This window comes from Sinorhizobium chiapasense (assembly GCF_045277575.1).
Lineage (GTDB): Bacteria > Pseudomonadota > Alphaproteobacteria > Rhizobiales > Rhizobiaceae > Ensifer > Ensifer chiapasense_A.
Genome location: NZ_CP144206.1, coordinates 2040829 through 2065450 on the forward strand (window position 1 = coordinate 2040829; position 24622 = coordinate 2065450).

The following is a 24622-nucleotide window of genomic DNA, read 5'->3' on the forward strand; positions in this document are numbered from 1 at the left end:
GCCGGAATAGCGCCTACAGCGACTCGTCGACGATGACGACAGGACGCCCCATCGAGCAAGCCTCGACACGCGCCTCGACGCGGTAGACGGAGCGCAGCATGTCCGCAGTGATGACCTCATGGGTCGGGCCGCTCGCCAGCACCGAACCGCCGCTGATGACGATTGTATCGTCGCAATAGCGCAGCGCATGGTTCAGGTCGTGCAGCGCGATCAGCGCCGCCATTCCCGATTGCGCCGACAGGCGTTTCATGAAGCCGAGCACCTCGATCTGGCGGAAGAGATCGAGCGCCGAGGTCGGCTCGTCCATCAACAGCACTTCGGGCTTACGCACCAGGGCCTGGGCAATGGAGACGAGCTGGCGCTGGCCTCCAGAGAGTTCGCCGAGGCCGCGAAAAGCGAGATCGGCGATCCGCAGTTCTGAAAGCACCCGATCGATCTCCGAGAGCTCGCTGTCCTTCACCTTCCAGCCGGAGCCCTGCTTGGCCGACAGCAGAACCGATTCATAGACCGTGAGCACGGCATTGGCGCCGGTATCCTGCGGCATGTAGCAGATGCCCTCGGCTCCCTTGGCGGTGTCGGACAGATGGACGGTTCCGGGCCCGGACGTCAGGCTTGCGATGCGCTTGAACAGCGTCGACTTGCCGGCCGCATTCGGACCGATCACCGCCGTCAGGCCGCCGCCTCTGAGCACGCCGGTATTGACGTCGGACAGCACGGTTCGCCGGCCATAGGTCGCGCCGACTTTTTCCAGCGTCAGGCTTACCATGCGCGCCTCCTGTTGGTGAAAATCAGCACGAAGAAGAAGGGCACGCCGACCAGCGCGGTGATGACGCCGATCGGCAGCACGGCACCCGGAATCAACATCTTGCTGACGACGGAGGTGACCGAGAGCAAGAGCGCGCCGCACAGAACCGAGGCGGGAAGGAAGAAGCGCTGATCTTCGCCGACCAGCATCCGGGCGATGTGCGGCGCGACGAGGCCGACGAAGCCGATTGTGCCGACGAAGGAAACCGGAATCGCCGCAAGCAGGCTCACCGTCATCATCGCTTCAAGCCTTAGCCGGCGAACATTGATGCCGAAGCTCGCCGCCTTGTCGTCGCCGAGCCGAAGCGCCGTTAGGGCCCAGGCGTGCCGTGCAAAGAGCGGCACGGCGAAAAGTAGTACGGCGCCGGTGATCCAGACCTTCGGCCAAGTTGCCTTGGTGAGGCTGCCCATCGTCCAGAAGACGACTGCGGCCAGTGCCTGTTCGGAGGCGAGATATTCGAGCAGCGACAGCGCGGCATTGAAGGTGAAGACGAGCGCGATGCCGAGCAGCACGATCGTTTCCACCGTGACGCCGCGCATGGTGGAGGCCAAATGGATGAAGAGTGCCGCCAGCATCGCCATCAGGAAGGCGTTGATCGGCACCATGTATTGGACTGCGACCGGAAAGACCGCGATGCCGGCAACGAGGCCGAGGGCCGCGCCAAAACCGGCAGCGGCGGAAATGCCGAGCGTGAACGGGCTTGCGAGCGGATTGGCGAGGATCGTCTGCATCTGTGCACCCGCGACCGACAGCGAGGCGCCCACCGTCACCGCCATTAGCGCGATCGGCATGCGGATGTCCCAGATCACCACCCGAAGCTGGTCGCTCACCGTCTCAGGCCGAAACAGCGCCGTCAGCACGTCGGTGAGCGGATAGTTTGCGGGCCCGAGCGCCATGTCGACTGCGACCGATGCAAAAAGCGCGCCGATGAGACAGAAGATCAGCACCAGACGGCGCAGAACGAGGGCGCGGTAGCGCCCTCGTCCCGCAATGCCGGAAATATGGTCGGTCAAGGCAACCATCATTCACCCCCCTTCTCAAGCGATACGAAGTAACCCGGGCGATAAGTCACCGGCAGGAACTTCTCATGAAACTCGCGGAAGGTCCGATCCGGATCGATGTCGTCAAAAAGTTCCGGGTGGAACCATTTGGCGAATTGCTGAATCGGGACGAACTCGTAGGGCGCACCGTAGAACTGGTGCCAGACTGCATGAACGTTGCCCTCCTTCACCGCCTTCAGTCCGGGGAAGCCCGGGCGCTGCATCAGGCCGCGCAGCCGCTCCTCAGCCGCTGCTGCATCGGCGCCGCGGCCGACGCTGACGAACTGGTTGAGATCGGACTCCGCCGACCAGTTGCTGCCGGTAATGATGACATGGTCCGGATCGCTGACGATGAGTTGCTCGGGATTGAGGTCACCGAAGGTGCCCTTGATGACGTCCGAACCGATGTTGTGGCCGCCGGCCTTTTCCACCATCTCGCCGAAATTGGCCGGACCGAAGGTTCGGCAGCAGGCGAATTCGCCGGTGATGCCGGGCGAGCGTTCGATGAACACCTTCGGACGCGCAATCGCCCCGGCCTTGGCCAGGCGGTCGGTCACCAGCGCGATCTGGGCGTTGCGGTACTCGATGAATTCGCGCGCCCTTGCTTCGGCGCCAAAGAGCTGGCCGAGGATTTCGACGGATTTCTCGCTGTTGGCCGCCGGATCGACGCGGAAATCGACATAGACGACGGCAATCCCGGCAGCCGCGGCCTTTTCGATGAAGCCAGATTCCTCAACCGCATCTCGCGCTTCGAGGTTCAGCGTCAACACGTCAGGCTTGAGCGCAATGGCCGCTTCGAGGCTGAAATCCCCCGTCGGGATATAGCCGAAGCGCGGCAGTTTCTCGATCTCGGGGAACCGCTCGACATACGCGGCGTAGGAATCCGGATCCTTCTTGATGAGATCGTCACGCCAGCCGACGATCGTATCGAAGACGTGCTCCCCCTTCAGCGCCGCGGCGATGTGAATCTGTCGCGCCTCGCCAAGGAGTATCCGCTTGGCGGGAAGCGCCATTTCGACTCGACGGCCGGTGACGTCGACGATATCCGAAGCCGCCGCCGGCAGAGCCGCTAACACGACCGCAGCAATCATCGCGGACGCGATTTTCCTGAAGATCGACATTCTCATACCTTTCGATCGCGGCGCCGGCGGTCCCCGTCCCGCCAGCCGCCGATGCACTTACTTGCTGGTCGTCAGCGAAACGAAGTAGCCACCTTTGTAAGGAAGCGGCAGGAAACGCTCGTGCAACTCCCTGAACGTCTCCTCCGGGTCGAGATCGGCGAAGAGGTCGGGATGCAGCCACTTGGCAATCTGCTGGATCGCGACGAACTGGTAGGGATTGTTGTAGAACTGGTGCCAGATGGCATGGACCTGGCCGTCCTTGACCGCCTGCACGCCGGTAAAGGCCGGGCGCCTGGTGAGGTTTTCGAGCTTGCGGGCGGCTTCCTTTTCATCGGCACCGTAGCCGACGCCGACCCAGGCACCGCCCGGCACATAACCCTGCCAGTTGCCGCCGGTGATGATGATCTGCTCCGGGTTTGCGGCGATGATCTGCTCCGGATTGACCGTGCCGAAGGTGCCGGGAATGATGTCCTTCGCCATGTTCACGCCGCCGGCGAATTCGACCATCTTGCCGAAATTCTCGTCGCCGAAGGACATGCAGCAATCGTCGGAGTAACCGCCGGCCCGCTCTACGAAGACGAGCGGCTTCTTCGGATTGGCCTTCGCCAGCACGTCGGTTACCTTGGCGATGTTCTCGGCGCGGAACGTGATGAACTCTTCGGCCTTTTCTTCCTTGCCGAGAAGCTTGCCCATCACACGCATGCTCGGTTCGGTGTTTTCCATCGGCTTTTCGCGGAAGTCGACATAGACGAGCGGGATGCCAACCTTGGCGAGCTTTTCGATGTAGCCGGCCTCTTCCGTCGCCGTCTTGGCATCGACATTCATCAAGACGACATCGGGCTTCAGCGCCACCGCCTGCTCGATGTCGAAGGTCCCGTCCTTCATGCCGCCGAAAGTCGGCAACTTGGCGATGTCAGGATATTTCGCGAGATAGGCGGCGTAGCTTTCAGGATCCGCCTTCGCCAGGTCGTCGCGCCAGCCGACGACGCGCTTGAACGGGTCGTCGCGGTCAAGGGCGCCGAGGAAATAGATCTGGCGCCCTTCACCGAGGATGAGGTGCTCGACCGGCACATTGACCTCGACGTCGCGACCCGTGACATCTTTCAACGTCACGACATCAGCGAAGGCTGCCGTTGAAAAAAGCACGCAAAAGCCCGTGGCGGCCGCGGCCACCCTGTTGAAAAGCTGCATTGTTTTCTGCTCCGCTGGGAAAATCGACGCGATCTAATGTTTCATGACTTTATTAGTCAACATTTATCTTTTAGAACGCCTCCAAACAGGGGCGAGCGGTATCGATATGAGCGATGTAACGGATCGGCAGAACTACAGCCTGCGAGATGAAATCAAGGCCTATTGGTCGGAGCGCGCCGCGACCTTCGATCTGTCGCCAGGACACGAGATCTTCTCGGAGGACGAGCGCGCGGCCTGGCACAGGCTGCTTCTACGTCATCTCGGACCGGGCTCCGGCCGCAGCGCGTTGGATCTTGCGAGCGGCACCGGCGTCATCTCGCACCTGCTCGACGATCTCGGCTTCAAGGTGCAGGGCCTGGACTGGGCCGAGCCGATGCTCGAACGCGCCCGTGAAAAGGCCCGCAAGCGGGGTCGTTCCATCCGCTTCGGTCTGGGTGATGCCGAAAACACCATGGAACCCGATGACCACTACGATGTCCTCGTCAACCGGCATCTCGTCTGGACGCTCGTCGATCCGGCCGCGGCCTTCGCGGAGTGGCTTCGCGTTCTCAAGCCGGGCGGAACGCTGCTGATCGTCGATGGCGACTTTGTAAATTCCAGCGCGCTTGAGCGGTTGTTCTCGAAACTCAGCGCCTGGGGACAACGCCTCGGCGTGTTCAGGTCGGAAACGCCGAGCGGCTCATCACAGATGATGGCGACGCATCGCAGCATTCTCTCGCGTGTTCACTTCTCCGAGGGCGCGCGCGCCGAGGCTGTCGTGGATCTTCTGCGGAGGGCCGGATTTGTCGATATCAAGGTCGATACCGATCTTGGTGAGATCCATCGCGCCCAGGCGAGGAACTGGAATGTCTTCAAAGGTCTGGCGCGGCAGTCACAGCACCGCTACGCCATTCGCGCCGCAAAACCGTAGCCGTTCCGTCAATCCGCCGAAGCATCCGAAATCTAGCCGCCGACGCGTTCGGCGAGACGCCGCAGACCTGGAATGTCCTTGAGCGTCAGCTTCTGGCGACCGCCCTGGACGAGGCCCTGGCCTTCCCAGGCGCTGAGGATGCGCGAGACCGTATGCAGCGTCGTTCCCGTCATCTCAGCGATATCCTGGCGCGAGATCGGGAAATCGATGCGGATACCGCCACCATCGGGCTTGCCGGCTTGCTCGGCCAGCCGCAGCACCGTGTGGGCGACGCGGCGCTCGACCTCTTCCGTCGACATTTCGCGGATACGGGTATGCGCCTCGTCGAGACGCTGGCCGATCGTATGCATGGCATTGACGGCGAGGTGGGGATTCTTCTCGACGAAGACGTTCCAGAGCTCCGTCGGCCAGGCGAGAACCAGGCTCTCGGTCGCCGCCGTCGCGGTTCCCGGGTAGTCGCTGCGCTGGAGCGCACGGGCAAAGCCGAAGAGATCGCCAGGATTGACGACCCGGACGATGATCTGCTGTCCGTCCTTGGTGACCTGGGTCACCTTCAGTCGGCCATGCAGCAGCAGGAAGAAGAAATCGGCTGTCGCACCCTGTTCGAACACCGCTTCGTTCTGCGGAACGCGCCGCACCGTGGCGCGCGTCAGCAGCGAATCCAGTTCCGGATCGCTCATCTTCTGGAACAGAGGGAGCGATTTGACGAGTGTGCGATCGAGTGCAGCCACTTTGGCCCTACATCCTGCCGTTTGAGTTGCCCTGATCTAGCACAGCCCAGGACCGTGCAAAAGGACCAGAGCGCCGCACGACCGGTCAGACGCACAAAGGGTCGCGGCAGCACCTCGATTGTCACATGTTTTTGCCCCTGGACCGGCGACGACCCAAGGGCAAAAGCATGTATCGGAACCTATGCCGGCTGAGGCGTGAGAGCCCTGGCGGCTCTACCGGCCGCGCCATCTCACCCAGCACCCTGGAGCCGGCGTTCGAAGGCATAGAGGAAACCCGAATACCAGCGACCGTCGCGCACCAGCCGAAAGCCGAGATTATCCGGCGGTACGCCGACGGCGCAGCCGCCGCTTTTCGGGTCACGGATGAAGAAGCTCATTGACGCCCGGTGCTTGCCGTTAACGACGAAGATGCCACAGGCCGGAGACTCTTTCAGTACCTCGCCGTCTTCGCCTATGGTGACGCGGCGGTGGCAGGTCTCGGTCCATTCCCAGACATTGCCGTCCAGGTCTGCGACCCCATACTCGTTTTCGCCGAAAGCGCCCGATGGCTGCGGCATCGGGTTCTCTGCGCGCTGCCGGCTCGCTTCGCGCTCGTAGTCCGCCAGCCAGCGCAGCGCCGGATTGTCCTTGGTGCCGTCGATCCCCAGCGCATCGTCTGGAAATTTGGAACCGGCGGCAAAGGCCCATTGCTGATCGGTCGGAAGGCGCCAGACCACACCGGTCTTCTTCGTCAGCCACGCAGCATATTCAGTCGCGTCGGTATAGTTGACTCCGGTCATCGGCACACCCGACAGGTTTGCGCCATGGCCGCCTTCCGGCTGCTGGCAGGCGCCGTCGGCAACGCAGCGTTCATAGTCCTGACGCGTCACTTGGTATTTCATGATCTCGAGCGGTTCTTTAAGCGCTGCGACGACGATGGGCGCATCAACGGCAAAACCGTTCTTCAGGAAGTGTCCCTCTGCCCGATAGCTCATTTCACGCGGCGCGATCGTCACGGTCACCGGCGCCTTGACCGACAGGTCGACGCCGTCCTTGAGATCGTCGAACAGCCCCACCTTCGCCGAAAGCACGCCGCCGATTGCGGCCAGAAGGACGGCCGGCGCTGCGAGCGACAGGAGCGAAACCGCAGATTTCTTTTTGCTGGGCATGGGAGGTCTCCGGGGAAACGGCACGCGCTGGCAGGCGCGTGCCCTTGTGTTCGCGTGTGGGGTCGCTGAGACCGCAGCCCCACGATTACCTTGCTTCAGGCTACATCGACGCCGGCTTGACGATCGACGTCATGAGGTCGTCGTTCCATTCGCCGGTGACCTTGAAGTGGCCGGCAGCACCCAGTTCGAACGCCTCGATCAGGTTGTGGTTGACATAGGCGTACACACCCGGCTGGCGGAAGGTGTAGAAGGCAGCGCCCGCGGTTCCGCCAGGAATGAGCCAGGTTTCCTGGTCGAGCTCCGGCGGATTGCGGAACTTGCCGGTTGCCCAGACATAGTCACCATGTCCGCCGATCAGGTGCGGCCGCGTATCGCGGTTGGCCTGCGAATGGACGACAAGCACGCGCTCGCCCACGGCCGCGGTCAGGGCATTGTCGCCGGTCAGCGCGCCGACCGCGCCGTTGAAGACGATGTGGGTCGGGGTCAGCGTGCGCATCGCCTTTACCGCATCTTCATAGGCTTCGCCGGGGGTCTCGTATTTCTTGTAGTTCCCGGCCTCGTCCTTCGGCACGTAGAAATCCTGCTCGCCGACATAGTAGATCTTGTCATAGGTCAGCGGCTGGCCCTTTTCGTCCTTCAGGCCTTCACGCGGTAGCACCATGATGGCGCCGTTCATGCCCGAGGTGACGTGCCAGGGCACCATGCCTTCAGGCGCGCAATGGTAGACGAAGACGCCGGGCTTGGTGGCCTTGAAGCGAAGCGTCGTCTCCTCGCCCGGGTTAACCTGGGTCAGCGCGCCACCGCCCAGAGCGCCGGTCGCGGCGTGAAAGTCGATGTTGTGCAGCAGCGTGTTGGTCGCCGGGTTGATCAGCCGCAGCTCGACATAGTCGTTCTCATGCACGACCATCAGCGGGCCCGGCACCGAGCCGTTGAAGGTCATCGCGTGGATCTCGGTGCCCTCACGGTCGATCACCAGCTTCTTTTCCTCGATCGTCATGGTGAATTCGACGACGCGTGGTCCGGTCTTGGCGACCTGCTCGTGGGCATGCACGAAAGGCGGCTTGACGAGATCGACCTTCACGCGCGGCAGGGTCGAGACATCGACGGGGGCAGCACCCGCTGCCGTGGCGGCGCCGGCCGCCTTAGCCTGCGCGGTATGGAGAAGCGGCGCAACCGCCCCCGCCAGGGCAGCACCGGCAAGCATCGTCCGGCGGGTCATCTGAAGTTGTTCAGTCATCTTGCTCTCCTTCGACGCACTCCAGCGGCCGGGATTGGCCTTCTGCGAAACACGCCTGTATTCAACGAGTTAGGGTGGGCGACGCCGACTTGGGCGGCCTCACCTCCGGTCTCGACCACCGGTCCCCCAGCAGTCACAAGAGAAGTAGAACCAGAGACGAATCGCGTCTTTGTCTTGGAACAAATCCTTTCGCGGAGAGCGCATTTCTTTACCGCCGCATGAACACACATGGCGAAGCGGGGTAACGATACTTGCGTTTTCGCAAAGAGCGCCTGCGAAGCCATTGATAGATCAAGCCTCATCCGCAAGTCCGCAAGCACGCACGACGAGGACGATGATCATGTTGGACAGACTCATAAGACCGAAACCGAGCGGCGGCATTCCGCGCGGGCTCTCGACCACCGGCCCGGTACTCTTCTCCTACGGTTTCCGGCCGTTCTTTCTGGGCGCCACCCTTTGGGCGATCGGCGCCATGGCACTCTGGATCTCCGCATTGATTCTCGGGCTCAACCTTGCCGGCAACTACGGCGCCGCCCATTGGCACGCTCACGAAATGCTGTTCGGCTTCTCCTCCGCCGTGCTCGGCGGCTTCCTGTTGACGGCGATCCCGAACTGGACCGGCAGGCTGCCGGTTTCCGGTCGCCCGCTCGCCGCCCTCTTCGGGTTCTGGGTCGCCGGTCGGGTCGCGCTGCTGTCGAGCGGTGTCATCGGCCTGCCCGCCGCCGCGGGTATCGAAGCGCTGTTCCTGCCGGTGCTCCTGCTGATCTGCGCGCGCGAGGTGATCGTCGGCCGGAAGTGGAAGGACCTAAAGGTCATCGGCGGGCTGGTGCTCCTGTCCGCCGCCAATATCTGGTTCCATCTTTCGGTGCTCCGAGACCTCGATGAGGATGCCGCAGCGCGACTGGCGATCGGTGCCTACACCATGCTGATCATGATCGTCGGCGGACGCATCGTGCCGAGTTTCACGCGCAACTGGCTGAACAAGGTGGGGCGCACCAATTTCCCGGTGCCCTATAACCGCTTCGACACGGCGGCGATCCTGATCGGCGTCGCGGCGCTTGCCGCCTGGACCTTCGCGCCTGTTCACATCGTCACCGGGGCGATCGCGCTCGTCGCTTGCGCTTTCCATACGGTGCGGCTGTTCCGCTGGCGCGGATTGGCGACCTGGCCGGAAAAGCTGCTCTTCGTGCTGCACGCGGCTTACGCCTTCGTGCCGCTTGGCTTCCTGGCGATATCAGCCGGCGCGATCGAACTCCTGGGCGAATATCCGGTAATGCACGTGCTGACGGTCGGCGTGATCGCGTCGATGATGCTCGCCGTCATGACCCGCGCCAGCCGCGGCCACACCGGACGGCCGCTGGTCGGCTCGGCGCTCACCAGCGCCTCCTATGTCGCGATCATGGCCGCGGCACTGACCCGGCCGCTGGCAGACGTACTTCCCGCACACTACCAGCACCTGATCGCGCTGTCGGGCGTGTTGTGGATCGCCGCCTTCGCGCTGTTCACGCTCGAATACGGACCGATGCTCGTGTGCGATCGCCGATCGCCGCGTGCCTCATCCTGACCGCGCGGTCGATCCTCAATGCAAAGGCGCCGGATCAGCGGCGCCTTTTTTCTTGCAAGACCACTCTCAAAAGATGCTGCCGTGCGCGAATTCGACCGCGCCGTCGGCCATCATCTCAGGGGTCCAGGGCGGCTCGTAGGTCAGGCGCACTTCGGCGTACTCGACGCCCGGCACATACCAGACGCAGTTCTGCACAGCTTCCTTGAGGAAGGCCGTCGCCGGGCAGCCCTTGATCGTCGTTGTCATGGTCACGCGGGCAATACCGCCTTCCTGAACTTCGATGTCATAGATCAGGCCGAGATCAACGACGTTCTTGCCGATTTCCGGGTCGATGATGATGCGCAGCGCATCGCGGATCTTCGCTTCGAGATCCAGGGTTTCAGGCGCCGACATGGGAACGCCTCCCGCCAATGCGAATGAGGATGCGGTAGGTCTCGCCGGTCGCATCGAAATTGCCGGCCCACTTGTGCCCGCGCTTTGCGAGCTCCGGGTAAAGGAACAGCGGTTCACGGGCGAGCAAGGCGAACAGCACCTCGCCCTCCGCCATCTTCTCGGCCGTCGCCAGGATGCGCACCATCGGTTCGGGCGGATCGAGCTCGGTCAGGTCAAGCTGGCGGCTCGGGTCGGGCCAGGTATCGACATCCGTTTCGCCTGCCGAAAGTCGGATCTCGTCGACCTCGCCTTCGGGCGTGAACAGAACCTCCCAGTCGCCGTTATCGAGCTGGCAGTCCTGGTGGGTGAAACCACGCCCGGCCATGACGCTGAAGAGCGGAACGGGACGGAAGGTCGCGATCAGCTTCAACGCCTGGCCCGGCGCAAGGCTATCGACGGCATTCATGATGGCCTGGAACGGATCGCTGCCGCCGTGCAAAAGCGGCCGGACGTCGAGTTCAAAGGGATCTTGGCTCATGGGAACCTCCGTGAGGAATGGATGGCAGAAACAGGCCTGGTCGAACGAGTCCTCCAGGCAATCGAAGTTCGGCCGGAACGTTGATCAGTCGCCGTGTTCGCACGAACTCGAGGATGAGCGCATTGACGGCAATCAATTGGCCAAAGCTCGCAAAGCGAAAAAGAATGGCATTGCCCAGCAGCAGGGCGACAGTGCCGAGCGCGACCGTCAGATAATAGAGCCGGAACCAGCGAAGGGCCGAGGTCTCGGTGACGAGATCCTGAACCCTGGGAGTCGGCATGCGCCCGAGCGCCGGCCCGTAACATTCGAGCCAGGTCATGAACGGCACGATCTTATAGAGCTGGGCGAGCCCCATGCCGGTCAGCCAGCCGAAGGCGACGAGATAGGTGACGGCTCCGGTGCCCGCATCGAGCGGCCCGACTGCCAACAGCGCCACGAACAGCACGGTCGCGGCGATCAGAGATGCGAAGGCACCGATGCTGGCGCGACTGTTGAGCTCGATCGCCTTGCGTCGGCGCTCCCGATAGATGCGCAGGATATCGCCGACATAGATCGCCACCAGCGCAGCGCCGGAAGCGACGGCAAAGATGAGAAGCGGCACACGGCCGAATGTGCCCACGAGAATGACAGGGACCGCTGCGGCCAGAAGGCCGAGACAAAGCGTACCGAGCACGAAGACTAGCCGGCTGCTTGCGCGTTCCTTGTCCGGCGACAGCATGAACATGGTCAAAAGCCGGTAGCTGACGCCCATGGTGGTGAAGCTCAACCAGCCGCAAAGGCCCAGGGAAGCATGAAGCGACAGCCCGTCGATCGTCAGGTCGATCGCGCCTTCCGCATCGATCAAGCCCGAGAGTACACAGGCATAGACGCCGCCGAGCAGCATCGTGGCGAAGAGCGCAGCGAGACCGACCGCGACAAAGCGGGCGGGAAGCGGCAGCGGGCGCGCATGCCAGAGTGTCGCCGCGAAGGCGAAGCCAGGCACTGAGAACCCGACAATCGAGAACGCGGCTCCGAGAGGAAGCAGCGTCACCGGAAGATAGATCGTGCCCGAGAGGCTGACGAAGCCGAGCGTCAGGCTGGCGATGCCGCCGATGAGCAACAGGAGTGCCGGTAGGGCGACGCTGGGGAAGGACAGCGGCCGGCCGACGAGAACCGGCACGAATTGCAGCAACGCACCGGTCATCAGCAAGCTCAACCAGCCCAAGACAACGATATGGACGAGCGTCAGCGTTTCCGGCGCCTCAAGGGCCGAGACCGGGTAGCCGTAGCCGAGAACCATCATGATCTCGCCAAGGACGAGGAAGATCAGCGCGGCCGCGAAATAGGACATCGTCCAGCGGGATAGCGTGGCTGCGAACATGGCGGTTCATCCCCTAGATCACGATGGGTTTTGGCCGAGCCGATCAAAAACCAATAGACGTGATCGATTCTCGTAAGTTAGAGCGGGATGTGAGCGGAAGACCGCACAGATTTTTCTTCATCCCGCTCTTGAGGCGCACCGACGGGACTCAGTGCCCGCCGCAGCAGCATTCGCAGCCGGAGGATTGTTGCCGGCCGATTTCCACACGCCAGACATCAGGTCCTTGCTCAAGATATTCCCAGGTGAACTCGCCCGGATAACGCGTTTCCAACTGGTAGTGCAGCGGACGCGGGTCATGATCGTTGATGATGATGAAGGCACCGCCCTCGGCAAGCGCGTTCAACATGCCGAAGATTTTGGGATGGCGCTCCACCGGCGGGATCGTCCGCACGTCGATGAAGGGCTTGTCGGTCTCTGCAATGCTCATGGTCATCCGCTCTAGTCGCCGTCGTTGCTTGATGATCCGGGAAACGCCGGCGCACACGCCCCGGATTTCCGCAACCTAACGACGGCCGCACCGCGACATTTTGTCGAAGCGCAAACAAATCCCGGTTTGCCCGAGACCACCCCCGTCCTTGACTTTTCGCAAAGAGTTACCGGGCCACGCAGCCTAGAAAGATGCATCCATCGCCACCCAGATGAGGACGAAATGTTAGCTTCCGCGCTCCTGAAATACGGTGAAATGCGCCTGCCGCGCTACACGAGTTACCCGACCGCGCCACGCTTTGCCGCAGCGGTCGACGAGCAAACCTATGGCGCCTGGCTTAAGGCGATACCAAAGGGGCAGGACGTGTCGCTCTATCTGCATATCCCGTTCTGTCGATCGATGTGCTGGTACTGCGGCTGCCACACGACGATCACCAAGAAGGATGATCCGATCCTCGATTATCTCGACGTGCTGAGAGACGAGATCCGCATGGTAGCCGATACCGTCGGACACCCCTTGCCGGTGGCAGAAGTGCACTTCGGTGGCGGTACGCCAACAATCATCGAGCCGCGCGAATTCCTGGCGCTGATGACGTTGATGCGCGAACGCTTCGCTCTCACTCCGTCGACCAACGTCGCCGTCGAGATCGATCCGCGCCGGTTAACGCTCGCCATGGCTGAGGCGCTCGGCGAAGGTGGCGTGCGGCGCGCAAGTCTCGGCGTGCAGAGCTTCGATCCCGTCGTGCAGAAAGCGATCAATCGCATTCAGAGCGAGAAGCAGACGGCCGAGGCCGTCGGCCATCTGCGCGGGGCCGGCATTGGCGGGATCAATTTCGACCTGATCTACGGCCTGCCGCATCAGACGGTTCGCTCCTGCGTCAAGACGGTCGAAGCGGCCGTGGCGATGTATCCGGAACGGTTCGCCGTTTTCGGCTACGCCCATGTGCCAAGCTTCAAGAAGCACCAGCGCATGATCGACGAGAAGGCACTGCCCGACAGTAGCGCCCGCGCCGAGCAGGCGCTGGCGATCAGCGAGGCGCTCGTCAAGGCCGGCTACCGGCAGATCGGCCTCGATCATTTTGCCTTGCCTGATGACGATCTAGTCACCGCCCAGGCAGCCGGACGGCTTCGCCGCAACTTCCAGGGCTACACGACCGACAATTGCGAGACGCTGATCGGTTTCGGCGCCTCGGCGATCGGCCGCTCGCGCGACGGTTATGTCCAGAACGAGGTACCGCCGGGTGTTTACGCAAGCCGCATCGCCTCGGGCCGGCTCGCGACCACGAAGGGTTACCGGCTGACCGACGAGGACAGGCTGCGTGCCGTGATCATTGAACGGCTGATGTGCGATTTCAGCGCGGATATTTCCGCAATCGCCGCGACGCACGGCCGGGACTGGCAGTCGCTCATCGAAGGCAACGGCAAATTGGCCGAACTGCAACGGGACGGTGTGATCGATATCGCTGATGGCGTCATCACGGTCAGGCCCGAGCACCGCTTCGTCATCCGCGCGGTGGCGGCGGCCTTCGATGCTTATATCGATGAGTCTCAGCGAGTGCACAGCAAGGCTGCTTGAGGGCTTTTTCGCCAGGAAGGCTCGGCCATTGCCGAGTCTTCCGTTTGGGGTGCCTCTCATTAAAAACCGAGCACTTCACGGTTTTCAGCGACGACCAACACCGGCGAATGCGGGAGCCTTCGCGCCGATACGAAGTCAATCGAGCGCCCATTCTCTCCGTCATTATCGGGCTTGCCCCGAGCATCCCGATGCAGCCCCTGCTCACAGGAGGCCGCGAACGCGAAGTTTGGAGATCCGCGGCTCGAACCCGCGGGAGACGATGGGCGCCCGCATACCCTGACCTTGAACACAAAAGGCCCGACGACTGCCGGGCCTTTGTTTCCTGACTGGATGACCGCCTCACCCCACCAGGTTGCGGTAGATCGCCGGCAGCGCCGCGGGTAGCCGCGAAATGTTACCCACGACCGCGTAGCCGTTCTGGCCGAACATGGCGGGCACGTAGGACTTCGCCTCGCGGTCGACCGTGACGGCAAAGGTGTTGATGCCGCTTCGCCGCGCCTCCGTGACCGCGCGGCGGCTGTCTTCAAGGGCGAAGCGTCCCTCATAATGGTCGATATCGTTGGGCTTGCCGTCGGTCAGTACCAGGAGAAGCTTCTTGCGGTTCGGTTGCCGGCGAAGCTCGGCCGAGGCATGGCGGATGGCCGCACCGATGCGGGTGTAATAGCCGGGCTTCAGCGCGGCAATACGCGCCTCGACCAGCGGTCCCATCGTCTCGTTGAAGGCTTTGACCGTTTCGACGCGCACCCAGTCGCGCCGTCGCGACGTGAAGGTCAGGATCGAGTGGGTGTCGCCGCAAGCGGAAAGCCCGTGCGCAAGGATGAGCAGGGCCTCTTTCTCCACGTCGAGCACCCGCCGGTTGTCGGACCAGGAGTCGGTCGACAGCGACACGTCGACGAGGATCGTTACAGCCAGATCGTGCACCTGCGGCCGACTCATCGAATGGATGCGATCGCTACCCTGGCCGCCGGCGGCGAGGTCGGTGCGGGCACGCACGACCGCGTCGAGATCGAGATCGGCGCCGTCCAGTTGGGCACGTAGCATCTCGTGCCGCGGACGCAGCACTTCGAACTGGCGTCGCACGCGGCGTATCAGGCTCTTGCTTTCATTCGTGAGTTCAGGGCGCTCTTCCTGGCCGGAGGCCGGCATCGCCAGCACGCGGCAATGGTCTTTGAGATATTGACCCGTCCGGTAATTCCATTCGGGATAGGTGAGCTCGGCCGTCAGCGGCGTCGGATCGACCGCTTCCGGCGGCAAGTCGAGATCGAAGCGGAAGCGCGCCGAGGGCCGCCCCTTGCGCTCGCCGAGCGTCATGTCGTCGAGTTCCTCGGCAGCCTTGCTGTCGTGGTCGTCGCTGTCATCGCCGGGGCGGTCGACATTGACCATCTCGGCCATGGCCAGGATCTTCTCGAAGCGGTTGAGAATGAAGGGGCTGCGCTCGCCCTTGCGGTTTTCCGGGTTTTCGCGAACGGCGACATGGCGTTCGACTTCGGTAATCGCGGCCTGAGTGCCCGGCGTCGCGGTAGCATCCTCGCCGCGGGTGGTCGTGGTTTCCGTGCGCAGCAGCGTGTCCGGCCAGAGCGGCATCGGCAGCATCGGCAGGTAGCCGGGTGGTGCGCGATGCGGGAAGATCACCGGCAGCGTCGCATCCGCCTGACCTGCAGCCTTGCGCAGGAGGCGCAGGATATGGTTTTCGAGATGTTGCTCGATCGTCGGCAACGCGCCCCGCTGCCGCTCGGCAAGCGTCGCTTCCGCCAGGTGCCGATAGCGCCGCCGAAGTCCCGGAAACCGCTGGAACACCTCCTCGACCGTTTCCTGGGCGCGCGACACGAGCGCCAGGTCGCGGCGGAGCGGATCGGTTTCACTGACGGGGTCGACCGGCATTGTTGCCATGTAGGCAACCAGCCAGTGATAGAGATCCCGGTTGAGGTCCTTCGTCGGAAAGATATCGATCTCGCCGGGCAGCATCAGCGACGCGTGGTCGCGCGCCGGCTGCACGAGCTTCTCTTCGCCGAGCCCCATGCGCTGCCGCCACCGCAATCGATGGGTCGAGGTTCGACCACGGGCCGGCACGATCTGCACGGCCGCCTCGCCGCCGTGTCCGCGAAAGGAGACGCCGAGCACCGGCATCATGTCGGTGAGCTTCACCGCTTCTTCCGGATAGCGCCGCCAGGTTCTGGTGTTGCCGACGAAACGGTGCCATGCCCGCCCGACGGTTTCTTCGAGCTCGAGGAAATCAAGCATGGCTCACCTCAGGCGATCAGGGATCCGGCTACTTCGAGAAGTGCTGCGCGCACATCCGGCTCATCGGTGAGCGGCTCGATCATCGCGGCCCGCACCGCATCCTTGACCGGCATGCCGGCATCGATCAGCGAGGCGCAGTAGACGAGCAGCCGGGTCGACACGCCTTCTTCCAGGTCATGCCCCTTGAGGGCGCGCAGCCGCTGCGCGAGATTGACGAGCGGCGCCACCTGGCTTTCCAGCAATCCACTTTCCTGGGAAACGACTGCGATCTCCTGGTTCTTCGGCAGGAAATCGAATTCGATCGCCACGAAGCGCTGCCTGGTGCTGGGCTTAAGGCTCTTCAGCAAGTTCTGGTAGCCGGGATTGTAGGAGACGATCAGCATGAAGCTCGAGGGGGCTTCGAGCAGTTCGCCGGTGCGTTCGAGCGGCAACATGCGGCGATCGTCGGTCAGCGGATGCAGGACGACGGCGACGTCCTTGCGAGCCTCGACGATCTCGTCGAGATAGCAAACGCCGCCGTCGCGCACGGCGCGGGTCAGGGGGCCGTCGACCCAGACGGTGTCGCCACCCTTCAGGAGATAGCGACCGGTGAGGTCAGCGGCAGCAAGATCGTCATGGCAGGAAACGGTCGAAAGCGGCAGGCCGAGCTTCGCTGCCATGTGGCTGACGAAACGGGTCTTGCCGCAACCGGTCGGTCCCTTGAGGAGCAGCGGCAGCTGCCGCACCCAGGCGCTTTCGAACAGCGCGCATTCATTGCCGGAGGGACTATAGGCGGGGATATCGAGTGCCGCGCGACTGACGGCAGTCTGGACAGGGCTCATGGCAAGTCTCCATGCTGAAAATTCTTGGGGGTGCCGGCGCGGGGAACCGCGCCGGCTGATTGGTCATTCGGCGGGCTGGACCACGCCGCTGAGCTTTTCGCTGCGCTCCCGGCCGGGCACGAGAACCGCCCAGATGAACATCAGCGCCGAGATCAGGACGACGGCACCGGAGCCGAGGCGGATCCAGTAGAACAGCGCAAGCTGATCCTGAACGTCCATGTAGCTTTCGCCGAGCACGCGCTGCAGGTGCGCCTGGAGAACACCGGCGAAGGTGAGTGCGAAGGTCATGACCGACATGGCCGTGCACATGATCCAGAAGCTCGTGATCGACAGCCACTGATTATAGGGGGCGCGGCCACGGATCTCCGGGATTGCATAGGCCATGACTGCGAGGTTCAGCATCACATAGGCACCGAAGAACGCGAGGTGTCCGTGGGCCGCGGTCACCTGGGTACCGTGAGTGTAGTAGTTGACCGAAGACAGCGTGTGCAGGAAGCCCCAGACGCCGGCACCGAAGAAGGCCATGACCGAGCAGCCGATCGACCAGAGCAGGGCGGCTCGGTTCGGATGCTTGCGGCCGGCCTTCCAGGTCATCACGAAGGTGAAGATCACCATGGTGAAGAAGGGTGCGACTTCCAGCGTCGAGAACAGCGAACCGATCCACTGCCAGTAACCCGGCGCACCGATCCAGTAGTAGTGATGGCCCGTGCCGAGAATGCCGGAGAAGAGCGCCAGGCCGACGATGACATAGAGCCACTTCTCGACGACTTCGCGGTCGATGCCGTTGAGCTTGATCATCAGAAAGGCGAGCACCGATGCCATGATCAGTTCCCAGACACCTTCGACCCAGAGGTGGACGACGTACCACCAGTACATCTTGTCGAGCGCCAGGTTGATCGGATTGTAGAAGGCGAAGAGGAAGAAGATCGCCACACCCCAGAGCCCGAAGATCAGGATGTTGGTAACCGTGGTCTTGCGGCCTTTCAGCACCGTCAGCGTGATGTTGTAGAGGAACATCAGCGCGACGATGACGATGCCGACCTTGATCGCGAAGGGCTGTTCGAGGAATTCGCGGCCCTCGTGGATATGCATGAGATAGCCGACGACGGCGACGGCCGCGGCGATCAGGAAGATCCAGAACTGCGCGATGGCGATCTTCGTGCTGTAGAGTTCGGTTTCCGCCTCTTCGGGCAGCAGATAGTAGGTTGCGCCCATGAAGCCCATGAGCAGCCAGACGATCAGCGCGTTGGTGTGGACCATGCGCACGATGTTGAAAGGCAGGAGCTCGGAGAGCGTGTTGGGCAGGACGTAGATGGTGCCGGCAAGCACGCCGAACAGCACCTGGGCGAGGAACAGGCCGAGGGCTCCGTAAAAGTAGAGCATCGCGACCTTTTGGGTTTGGTATTTCATGGTGTCACACTCCAATCGCTTCGCTTAACCTGCCTCGTTCGGCGGCCAATCCTGGGTCTTGATGCGGCTCGTCCATTCCAGGAAGTCGGCGAGGTCGTTCAGTTCCTGTTCGGTGAGGTTGAACTGCGGCATCTGCCGCCGCCCCTCGATGCCGGTCGGCTGGGCGGCCATCCACGCCTTGAGCGTTTCGCGGGCGCCGTCCGGATCGGCCTCGCCGCCGAAGCGCTTCCAGACATTGCCCAGCTCGGGTGCGAAATAGGCTCCCTCGCCCAGCAATGTGTGGCAGTTGATACAGGAGTTCTTTTCCCAAACGTGTTTGCCGCGCGCGACCGAGTCGGTCAGCGTCGTTTCGTCCGTCGAGGTTGTCCGCATGTAGTAGTGGCTGTGGGCGGTCAGCCCGACGAAGATTGCGAAGAAAAAGAAGGACCCGCCGTAAAAGACGTTACGGGCCCCGGTTTTGGTGAGGCGTTCTGCCATCACGTGGTCCTTTCGATTTCAGATGGCTGCACAGAGCGCGGCCGGCTGATCTGATCCCCTCCCCGTGTGGCGTCGGCAACAATCGGGGCGACCCCATGTCTAGGGAAATCGGCAGCGGCTTCTTTGCGTTTCGGCAAACAAGTCGACGGGTGACCTCAGGTGAGGAGAACGGCACTCAGCACCAGCTTCGCGGCAGCAAGCAGGACGAGTGCTGCGGGCCAGATCAAAAGACCCAGGCGGAGAGCAGACGGCGCATGGCTGAGCCCCATGAAATCGAGCGCGACGAACCGGCACTTGACGATGGCGAGCCCGAGCAGGACGGCGATGACGACCACCGTCGGCCCGGCGACCGCCATCAGCGCCATGCTCGAGATCACGATCGCTGCGAGCACGAGCCAGGTGTTGAACAATTGTCTTGGATTGCGGTCGGTCATGGCACTTACACGAGATAGACGAGCGGAAACATCACGATCCAGACGAGATCGATCACGTGCCAGAGCGTGGTGATGAGTGCGACGTTGCCGGGAGCCGGCCGCCAGGCGACGATGAACAGCACGAGGGCGCCGAAGACCACGTGCAGCAGGTGAAAGCCGGTAACGAGGAAATAGAGCTCGAAGAAGGAGCCGAATGCGGGATCTCCGGCGACACCGGCTTCCGCGCTGTATTCAAAGAGCTTGATCGCGACGAAGGCAAAGCCGAAGAGCGCGGCATTCACCAGCGCCCGCCGACGCTGCCCGAGCGAGGCCCGAGGCCTTGTCGCCAGGGCTGCCTGCCAGCCGCTGGTCAGGAGAACGAGCGTGTTGATGCCGGCAAGCAGCGGATCGAGATGCGAACGAGCGACAGCAAACGCATCCGGCTGGATGAGGCCGACAACCAGAAAGCCGACGAGCAGGATGCCGAAGGCAGCAAGTTCGCTCCAGACGAGCACCCATAGCAGCAGGGTGTCCGTGGAGTCCTCTTCCGCCGCTCCGGCAATCGGATAACTGCGGGCATCCATGTCAGCGCCTCCGTCAAGTCTCATGGGTTGGAGCGGAAAGCGGCCGGAAAACAGCACACGTTTTTCATCCCGCTTCATAAACTTGAGACTTGAGCTAGGCGCGAGCGCACACCCTGTCTTTGCGATTGAGCAAAGAAGGCGGCAGGGGGCGGGGCTATTGGCGGTGACAAAGGAGCCCTCCGATGACAGACGCACAGATCGGCCTTTCCGTTGCCACCCCCATCATCATCGTCTTCGCCCTCGTGCTCTATCGCATGGGCGTGCTGCAACGCGGCGCGACGCTGTCAGCGATCCTCTCCTCCGTCGCGATCGCCATCGTTCTCTTCCTCGACCGCTGAGCCGCAGGGTCGCCCACGCGAACGGATGCCGGAGACCTCGTGGAGCTCCCCCCTTCGCGGCGGGCGGTGCCGATTGAAGCGACCTTTCGACACTGCTAAAATCTGTTTCTTCCGCATCCAAACAGGAGCGGTCCCGTGACCGAAGCAGGCGCGGGGCGATACTACCATTCGCGCCGCAGATAAAGTCGATCAGGGCATGCCTCCTTGAGAGGACGATCACGGCATCGAGGCGCTGAGCGGAAGAAATGCCCTCTCACAAATGCGACCGCTCAAGGGGAGGATTGGAGGGATGGTCGACCAATGGCTGTTCAAGAGCGAGACCTACGACAACTGCAATTGCGCCATGAATTGCGGGTGCCAGTTCAACCTGCCGAGCACACGCGGCTACTGTCAGTCGGCCTTCGTCGGCAACCTGGTTGAGGGCTACTACGGTGATACGCCGATCGCGGGCCTCAACTGGGCAGCGATCTACAAGTGGCCCGGCGAAATCAAGGACGGAAACGGCCGGCGCCAGATCGTTATCGACGAGCGCGCAAACCAAGCTCAACGGATCGCGCTTGAAGCGATCATCTCCGGCGAGGCCGGCGAACCCTTGAGCAATCTCTTCTCCATATTCGCGTCCACATGCTCCGAATTTTGCAAGACATTGTTCCTGCCGATTCAGCTTGAAGCGGACTTGGAGCTCAGAACCGCCAGGGTAGAGATACCCGGCGTCATGGTGAGCCGCGGCAGGCCGATGATCAACGAGTTTACCGGTCAGCCGTTCCACATTGCGCTGGCGCGTCCGAGTGGCAGCTTCGAGTTCACCTATGCAGAGATCGGACTCGGTACGACCTCGATCACCGGGGATATGGAGATGGCGTTCGAAGATTCATGGGCACATTTTTGCGTCCACCACTTCAACCAGCATGGTCTGGTCCGGGAGAGATCGAGGCTCACCGCATGGCTCGAGCGCATGAGCCCGCGTCCGTGATGCATGACAAATCCGGCAATCGTCATGCGCTCACGACCGACTGCAGGGGCCACTGACTGCAGCCGGCGGCGTTCGTGACCGTGATCAAGGTCTTTGATCCCGGCGCGGCATCTGCGGCTCCTCCGCCGCCCAAGAGTAAGGATCGATCTACACCTGGTCGCCGTGTGACCGACCTTCTCAGAGGTCGTGATGTACGCCGCGGTGTGCTTGAAATCCTCCGAGATGCGGAAGAGCCGATCCTTGCAGGTGATCTGTCGAAACAGTTTGCTGAACGAGAAGGCTTCGGGTCCGAGATCGACGGGATTAGTCCGAACCTTGCCGGTCGATTTTCTGGCCTGCTCGAAGTGCTTCCGATGGTCGTCGTAGATTGTGGGAGATCACCAGGTAAGCGTCCGAGGGTTAATCTGCTACCCCACTCGGCTAACTGTCATTGAATGACCAAAATATCGACAGAGGGAGCGCGAATATGTTTTCGCCGAAACTGAGCACGCGCTCCCCCATATAGATAACGATGCCGACGAAGGGACGGTTCATACCCGGGCCTTCGTCTCGAAACCATCGCAGATGTTGAAAGTCCTTTGTCTCAACCGTGGTCGATGTCTTCATCTCGAAGCCGATTATCGTTCTGTCTGACTCAGCAAGGATGTCTATCTCGCGCCCTCTTTGCCTCCAATGATAAAGCCGCCATTGACGCATCTGATGGGGGAGGGATTTCCACATTTCATTGAAAACGAAATTTTCGAACAGGCCGCCAAGCGCTGAGGGATTCGCGCCGATATTGAAGCTCTGGGCATTCATACTCCTTAAAGCCGCGACGATCCCAGTATCCACAAGATGGATTTTTGGTTGTCGTATGTCGCGCTTGGACTCTCCGGAGCTCCACGCAGGCAATCTTCGCAATAGAGAGAGCTTTGTTAGAATATCGAGGTAGGTCTCGGTGGTATTCCTTTGTAAGCTTATGTTCGAACATAGTTCGTCTATATTCAGCTCGTTTCCGACCCGCGTAGAAAGTTGATCAATCATTCGTCTCATGGCGTCTGATTTTCTTATTTTTAAGATGTACGCAACGTCCCGTTCCACGACACTGTCAACGTAATCTGTGTATCGATTTTGCCTCCAGCGCTCTTCCAGAGTTCGTATCTCGGGGAAACCGCCTGCGACTATCAAGTCGATGTATTGTGTACGGGACAACGTTTCTGGTTTAGGCAGGTCTAGCGGATCGGGACGGTCTTTCGTCGATGCCCAGTCGAGAATTTTCGCTGGCCCCATGCGCTTTGTTTCGGCGACACTCATTGGAAGCATCGTCATTGTATGAACCCGACCTGCCAACGAGTCCGCCACGTGCGCGGAAATGAAAACGTTGGATGAGCCTGTCAGGACGAACTGACCCATTGCTCGGTTTTCGTCCACGATCCTCTTCAACGCCAAAGCTAATTTCGTTGATCGTTGGGCTTCGTCGATAATGAGGGGGCCTGCTTTCGTCTCAGCCAAAAGGGCATCCAGCTGTCCTTTTGGATCAGCCTCAATAGCTGCAAGCACACCCTCGTCATCTAAGGTGATGAATTTTCCAACGCTCAATAGATCGCGTACCAGCGTCGTCTTCCCGACTTGGCGCGGTCCAATGATGTTAACCACGCGCGCTGATGTAAGTGCAGCTCTAAGTTCGGGCTGCAGGTGACGCGGGATAAGGCTCTCGTCCATGAATGGTCACTTTCTCAGCAAACCGATTCGGCAAAAGTTGTAATAGCGTAGCGGCAAAAGTGTCAACAGAAGCCGGGTGAAAGTCTCAATAGGATTCCGGTGAAAGTTTCAATAGCATGCTGGTGGAATCGTCAATAGCGCCCTGGTGGAACTATCAGTACGCGTTGGACTTCTCGGTCCAGACCTAGTCCTCGATGCGCTCTGCCGCGCCCTGCCAGTAGCTGCAGAGGTTCTCCGACGTCGTGCGGTGGGTAACGGTGCGCAGCACCTCGGCGAGCTGCCAATGCAACCCCATGTAGCGAGTGTCCTCCTTCCATGCTGCCTGGACATGTACCAGTCCAGGTAGTCCCGAGCGGCGAGGGGTCGCGCCGTAGACTTTGAGAAATGTCAAAGATGCCCGCCTTCAGTGGGTGTAGTTGAGGCATCAACACCCAATGGAGCAGGTTCTATGCAGCAGCGATTTTCTGAACACCACGAGTTGGGACAGGCTTACCGCGACCTTCTTTCTCTGTGTGATCGCCTCGAGACACTTGCCGATTCCATTCCGCGCCGCATCGACGCCGCGAGTTGCCGCGTGATCATGGCGGAACTGCCGGAAAAGCTCAGGCGGGTCCATGCGCTGGAGGAAATGATCCTGTTTCCTGCAGTCGAAGACCAGCGGGCTGGCGAAGATCGCGACGCCTTGATCGCGCGGCTGCGCGCCGAGCATGACCAGGACGATCGGGCCGCTATCGAACTGGTGCGCGTGCTGAGAGCAGTTCTCGACAACAGGGCATCGCTCAATTGGGACGCGATCGGCTATATGTTACGGGGCTTTTTCGAAACCGTTCGCCGCCATGTGGCAACGGAGCGCCTGCTTCTATGGCGCCACGGGTGAGGCGACCGACATGACCTACTTTCTCCTCGCCTTCGCCGTCTTCCTCCTGCTCCATCTCGTGCCGGCCTGGCCGGCGCTTCGCCAGGGCCTGATCGACCAGCTCGGCCGCTCGACCTATTTCGCGGTCTATTCGCTGCTCTCCGTGCTCGCCCTCAGCTTCGTCTTTCACGCGGCGCTGCAGCTCGATTTCATCCCGCTCTGGGACCCAGCCGCCTGGCAGGCCTGGGTGACCTTCGTTCTGGCGCCGCTAGGGATCTTTCTCGTGCTGGCCGGCCTCTTCAGCGAGAACGCGCTGTCGATCTCGATCTACCAGGGAAACGAACGGCCCGGCGCCATCGTGACGATCACCCGCCATCCGGTGCTCTGGGGCTTCCTGCTCTGGGCCGCCGGCCATATCGTACCGAATGGCGACCTGCGCTCGCTCGTGCTTTTCGGCGGCTTCGCGCTCTTTTCCGTCGGCGGTTTCTTCATGCTCGAAAAGCGCGCCCGCCGGCGTCTCGGTGAGGGCTGGCGGGCAGCCTCGAAGGGAACATCGGTCTGGCCCTTTGCAGCGGTAATCCGGGGCGAAACCCGTTTGCGCGCCGACCCCGTCATGATCATCGCCGCCTTTGCGACCGTCGCCATTGCCGTCTGGTTGCTGCTCGGTGGGCACGAGGTCCTCTTCGGAGCCGACCCCCTGCTCCAGGCTACCGTGCTCGACTAGAACATCGGGGGTAAAAAAGGACCTTTGAATGTGACGTGAACCGTGGTGGCCAAGACCGCGGTCAC

Annotated in this window: 26 protein-coding genes; 7 read left to right on the forward strand and 19 right to left on the reverse strand. The window is 61.9% G+C overall.

Annotated elements, in window-relative coordinates; translation table 11 throughout:
- Nucleotides 1-13: 13 nt before the first annotated feature.
- The 4 genes from QM996_RS28235 to QM996_RS28250 are packed head-to-tail and all read right to left on the reverse strand — an operon-like array spanning nucleotide 14 to nucleotide 4157.
- Nucleotides 14-766, reverse strand: a complete 753-nt coding sequence (locus QM996_RS28235; RefSeq protein WP_334197169.1) for an ABC transporter ATP-binding protein — start codon at nucleotides 764-766, stop codon at nucleotides 14-16.
- The gene (locus QM996_RS28240) at nucleotides 760-1830 is read right to left on the reverse strand and encodes a FecCD family ABC transporter permease (RefSeq protein WP_334197170.1); all 1071 of its coding nucleotides are present in this window, start codon (nucleotides 1828-1830) and stop codon (nucleotides 760-762) included. The genes QM996_RS28235 and QM996_RS28240 overlap by 7 nt, the downstream gene beginning before the upstream one ends.
- Nucleotides 1827-2972 (reverse strand): ABC transporter substrate-binding protein, encoded by a 1146-nt coding sequence (locus QM996_RS28245; RefSeq protein ID WP_334197171.1) that lies wholly within the window; start codon nucleotides 2970-2972, stop codon nucleotides 1827-1829. Before QM996_RS28245 ends, QM996_RS28240 begins: the two co-directional genes overlap by 4 nt.
- Before the next feature lie 51 nt (nucleotides 2973-3023).
- On the reverse strand, nucleotides 3024-4157 hold the full coding sequence (locus tag QM996_RS28250; RefSeq protein WP_334197172.1) for an ABC transporter substrate-binding protein: 1134 nt from the start codon (nucleotides 4155-4157) through the stop codon (nucleotides 3024-3026).
- 106 nt (nucleotides 4158-4263) lie between these two features.
- Between QM996_RS28250 and QM996_RS28255 the strand changes: the two genes are divergently transcribed.
- Nucleotides 4264-5067: a class I SAM-dependent methyltransferase gene (locus QM996_RS28255; RefSeq protein ID WP_334197173.1), complete on the forward strand. Its 804-nt coding sequence runs from the start codon at nucleotides 4264-4266 to the stop codon at nucleotides 5065-5067.
- A 32-nt stretch (nucleotides 5068-5099) separates the two neighbouring features.
- Here the strand turns inward: QM996_RS28255 and QM996_RS28260 are convergent, their stop codons facing one another.
- The 3 genes from QM996_RS28260 to nirK form a co-directional block, all read right to left on the reverse strand.
- Nucleotides 5100-5798, reverse strand: a complete 699-nt coding sequence (locus QM996_RS28260) for a Crp/Fnr family transcriptional regulator (RefSeq protein ID WP_334197174.1) — start codon at nucleotides 5796-5798, stop codon at nucleotides 5100-5102.
- 230 nt (nucleotides 5799-6028) lie between these two features.
- Entirely contained in the window at nucleotides 6029-6946 is a 918-nt protein-coding gene (locus QM996_RS28265; RefSeq protein WP_334197175.1) for an SUMF1/EgtB/PvdO family nonheme iron enzyme, read from the reverse strand.
- A 100-nt stretch (nucleotides 6947-7046) separates the two neighbouring features.
- Entirely contained in the window at nucleotides 7047-8183 is a 1137-nt protein-coding gene (nirK, locus tag QM996_RS28270) for a copper-containing nitrite reductase (RefSeq protein ID WP_334197176.1), read from the reverse strand.
- A 340-nt stretch (nucleotides 8184-8523) separates the two neighbouring features.
- Here nirK and QM996_RS28275 point away from each other — a divergent pair, with 340 nt between their 5' ends.
- Nucleotides 8524-9747: an NnrS family protein gene (locus QM996_RS28275; RefSeq protein WP_334197177.1), complete on the forward strand. Its 1224-nt coding sequence runs from the start codon at nucleotides 8524-8526 to the stop codon at nucleotides 9745-9747.
- Between the two features lie 66 nt (nucleotides 9748-9813).
- Here QM996_RS28275 and QM996_RS28280 read toward each other — a convergent pair whose 3' ends face one another.
- The 4 genes from QM996_RS28280 to QM996_RS28295 form a co-directional block, all read right to left on the reverse strand.
- Nucleotides 9814-10140 carry a metal-sulfur cluster assembly factor gene (locus QM996_RS28280; protein ID WP_334197178.1) on the reverse strand — a complete coding sequence of 109 codons (327 nt, stop codon included), beginning with the start codon at nucleotides 10138-10140 and terminating at the stop codon, nucleotides 9814-9816.
- On the reverse strand, nucleotides 10127-10657 hold the full coding sequence (locus QM996_RS28285; RefSeq protein ID WP_334197179.1) for a DUF2249 domain-containing protein: 531 nt from the start codon (nucleotides 10655-10657) through the stop codon (nucleotides 10127-10129). The genes QM996_RS28280 and QM996_RS28285 overlap by 14 nt, the downstream gene beginning before the upstream one ends.
- Nucleotides 10638-12017, reverse strand: coding sequence for a hypothetical protein (locus tag QM996_RS28290; protein ID WP_334197180.1), 1380 nt, complete (start codon nucleotides 12015-12017; stop codon nucleotides 10638-10640). Before QM996_RS28290 ends, QM996_RS28285 begins: the two co-directional genes overlap by 20 nt.
- A gap of 148 nt (nucleotides 12018-12165) precedes the next feature.
- A complete protein-coding gene (locus tag QM996_RS28295; protein ID WP_500270414.1) occupies nucleotides 12166-12444 on the reverse strand; it encodes a DUF2249 domain-containing protein in 279 nt (92 codons plus the stop codon).
- A 222-nt stretch (nucleotides 12445-12666) separates the two neighbouring features.
- On the opposite strand from QM996_RS28295, the gene hemN reads away from it, so the two are divergent.
- Entirely contained in the window at nucleotides 12667-14019 is a 1353-nt protein-coding gene (gene hemN, locus QM996_RS28300; RefSeq protein ID WP_334197182.1) for an oxygen-independent coproporphyrinogen III oxidase, read from the forward strand.
- Nucleotides 14020-14358: 339 nt separating this feature from the next.
- On the opposite strand, the gene QM996_RS28305 is transcribed toward hemN, so the two are convergent.
- The 6 genes from QM996_RS28305 to QM996_RS28330 all read right to left on the reverse strand — a co-directional run bounded on the left by QM996_RS28305 (nucleotide 14359) and on the right by QM996_RS28330 (nucleotide 19965).
- Nucleotides 14359-16260, reverse strand: a complete 1902-nt coding sequence (locus QM996_RS28305; RefSeq protein ID WP_334197183.1) for a nitric oxide reductase activation protein NorD — start codon at nucleotides 16258-16260, stop codon at nucleotides 14359-14361.
- Nucleotides 16261-16268: 8 nt separating this feature from the next.
- Entirely contained in the window at nucleotides 16269-17081 is an 813-nt protein-coding gene (locus tag QM996_RS28310) for a CbbQ/NirQ/NorQ/GpvN family protein (protein WP_334197184.1), read from the reverse strand.
- A gap of 63 nt (nucleotides 17082-17144) precedes the next feature.
- Entirely contained in the window at nucleotides 17145-18491 is a 1347-nt protein-coding gene (locus QM996_RS28315) for a nitric-oxide reductase large subunit (protein WP_173519587.1), read from the reverse strand.
- Between the two features lie 24 nt (nucleotides 18492-18515).
- Nucleotides 18516-18968, reverse strand: coding sequence for a c-type cytochrome (locus QM996_RS28320; RefSeq protein WP_334197185.1), 453 nt, complete (start codon nucleotides 18966-18968; stop codon nucleotides 18516-18518).
- Between the two features lie 155 nt (nucleotides 18969-19123).
- Entirely contained in the window at nucleotides 19124-19402 is a 279-nt protein-coding gene (locus QM996_RS28325) for a cytochrome C oxidase subunit IV family protein (protein WP_334197186.1), read from the reverse strand.
- 5 nt (nucleotides 19403-19407) lie between these two features.
- Nucleotides 19408-19965: a cytochrome c oxidase subunit 3 gene (locus tag QM996_RS28330; RefSeq protein WP_334197187.1), complete on the reverse strand. Its 558-nt coding sequence runs from the start codon at nucleotides 19963-19965 to the stop codon at nucleotides 19408-19410.
- 182 nt (nucleotides 19966-20147) lie between these two features.
- Between QM996_RS28330 and QM996_RS28335 the strand changes: the two genes are divergently transcribed.
- Complete coding sequence (locus QM996_RS28335) at nucleotides 20148-20303, forward strand: hypothetical protein (RefSeq protein ID WP_089044838.1); 156 nt, start codon at nucleotides 20148-20150, stop codon at nucleotides 20301-20303.
- A 289-nt stretch (nucleotides 20304-20592) separates the two neighbouring features.
- Nucleotides 20593-21276 carry a DUF1326 domain-containing protein gene (locus QM996_RS28340; RefSeq protein ID WP_334197188.1) on the forward strand — a complete coding sequence of 228 codons (684 nt, stop codon included), beginning with the start codon at nucleotides 20593-20595 and terminating at the stop codon, nucleotides 21274-21276.
- 420 nt (nucleotides 21277-21696) lie between these two features.
- Here the strand turns inward: QM996_RS28340 and QM996_RS28345 are convergent, their stop codons facing one another.
- Together QM996_RS28345 and QM996_RS28350 are read right to left on the reverse strand one after the other, a co-directional pair.
- Nucleotides 21697-22977 (reverse strand): ATP-binding protein, encoded by a 1281-nt coding sequence (locus QM996_RS28345; protein ID WP_334197189.1) that lies wholly within the window; start codon nucleotides 22975-22977, stop codon nucleotides 21697-21699.
- Nucleotides 22978-23161: 184 nt separating this feature from the next.
- Nucleotides 23162-23368: a hypothetical protein gene (locus QM996_RS28350; protein ID WP_334197190.1), complete on the reverse strand. Its 207-nt coding sequence runs from the start codon at nucleotides 23366-23368 to the stop codon at nucleotides 23162-23164.
- Between the two features lie 57 nt (nucleotides 23369-23425).
- Between QM996_RS28350 and QM996_RS28355 the strand changes: the two genes are divergently transcribed.
- Both QM996_RS28355 and QM996_RS28360 read left to right on the forward strand, forming a co-directional pair.
- Complete coding sequence (locus QM996_RS28355; protein WP_334197191.1) at nucleotides 23426-23854, forward strand: hemerythrin domain-containing protein; 429 nt, start codon at nucleotides 23426-23428, stop codon at nucleotides 23852-23854.
- A 10-nt stretch (nucleotides 23855-23864) separates the two neighbouring features.
- Nucleotides 23865-24557 (forward strand): NnrU family protein, encoded by a 693-nt coding sequence (locus QM996_RS28360; protein ID WP_334197192.1) that lies wholly within the window; start codon nucleotides 23865-23867, stop codon nucleotides 24555-24557.
- The last annotated feature ends 65 nt before the right edge of the window (nucleotides 24558-24622 follow it).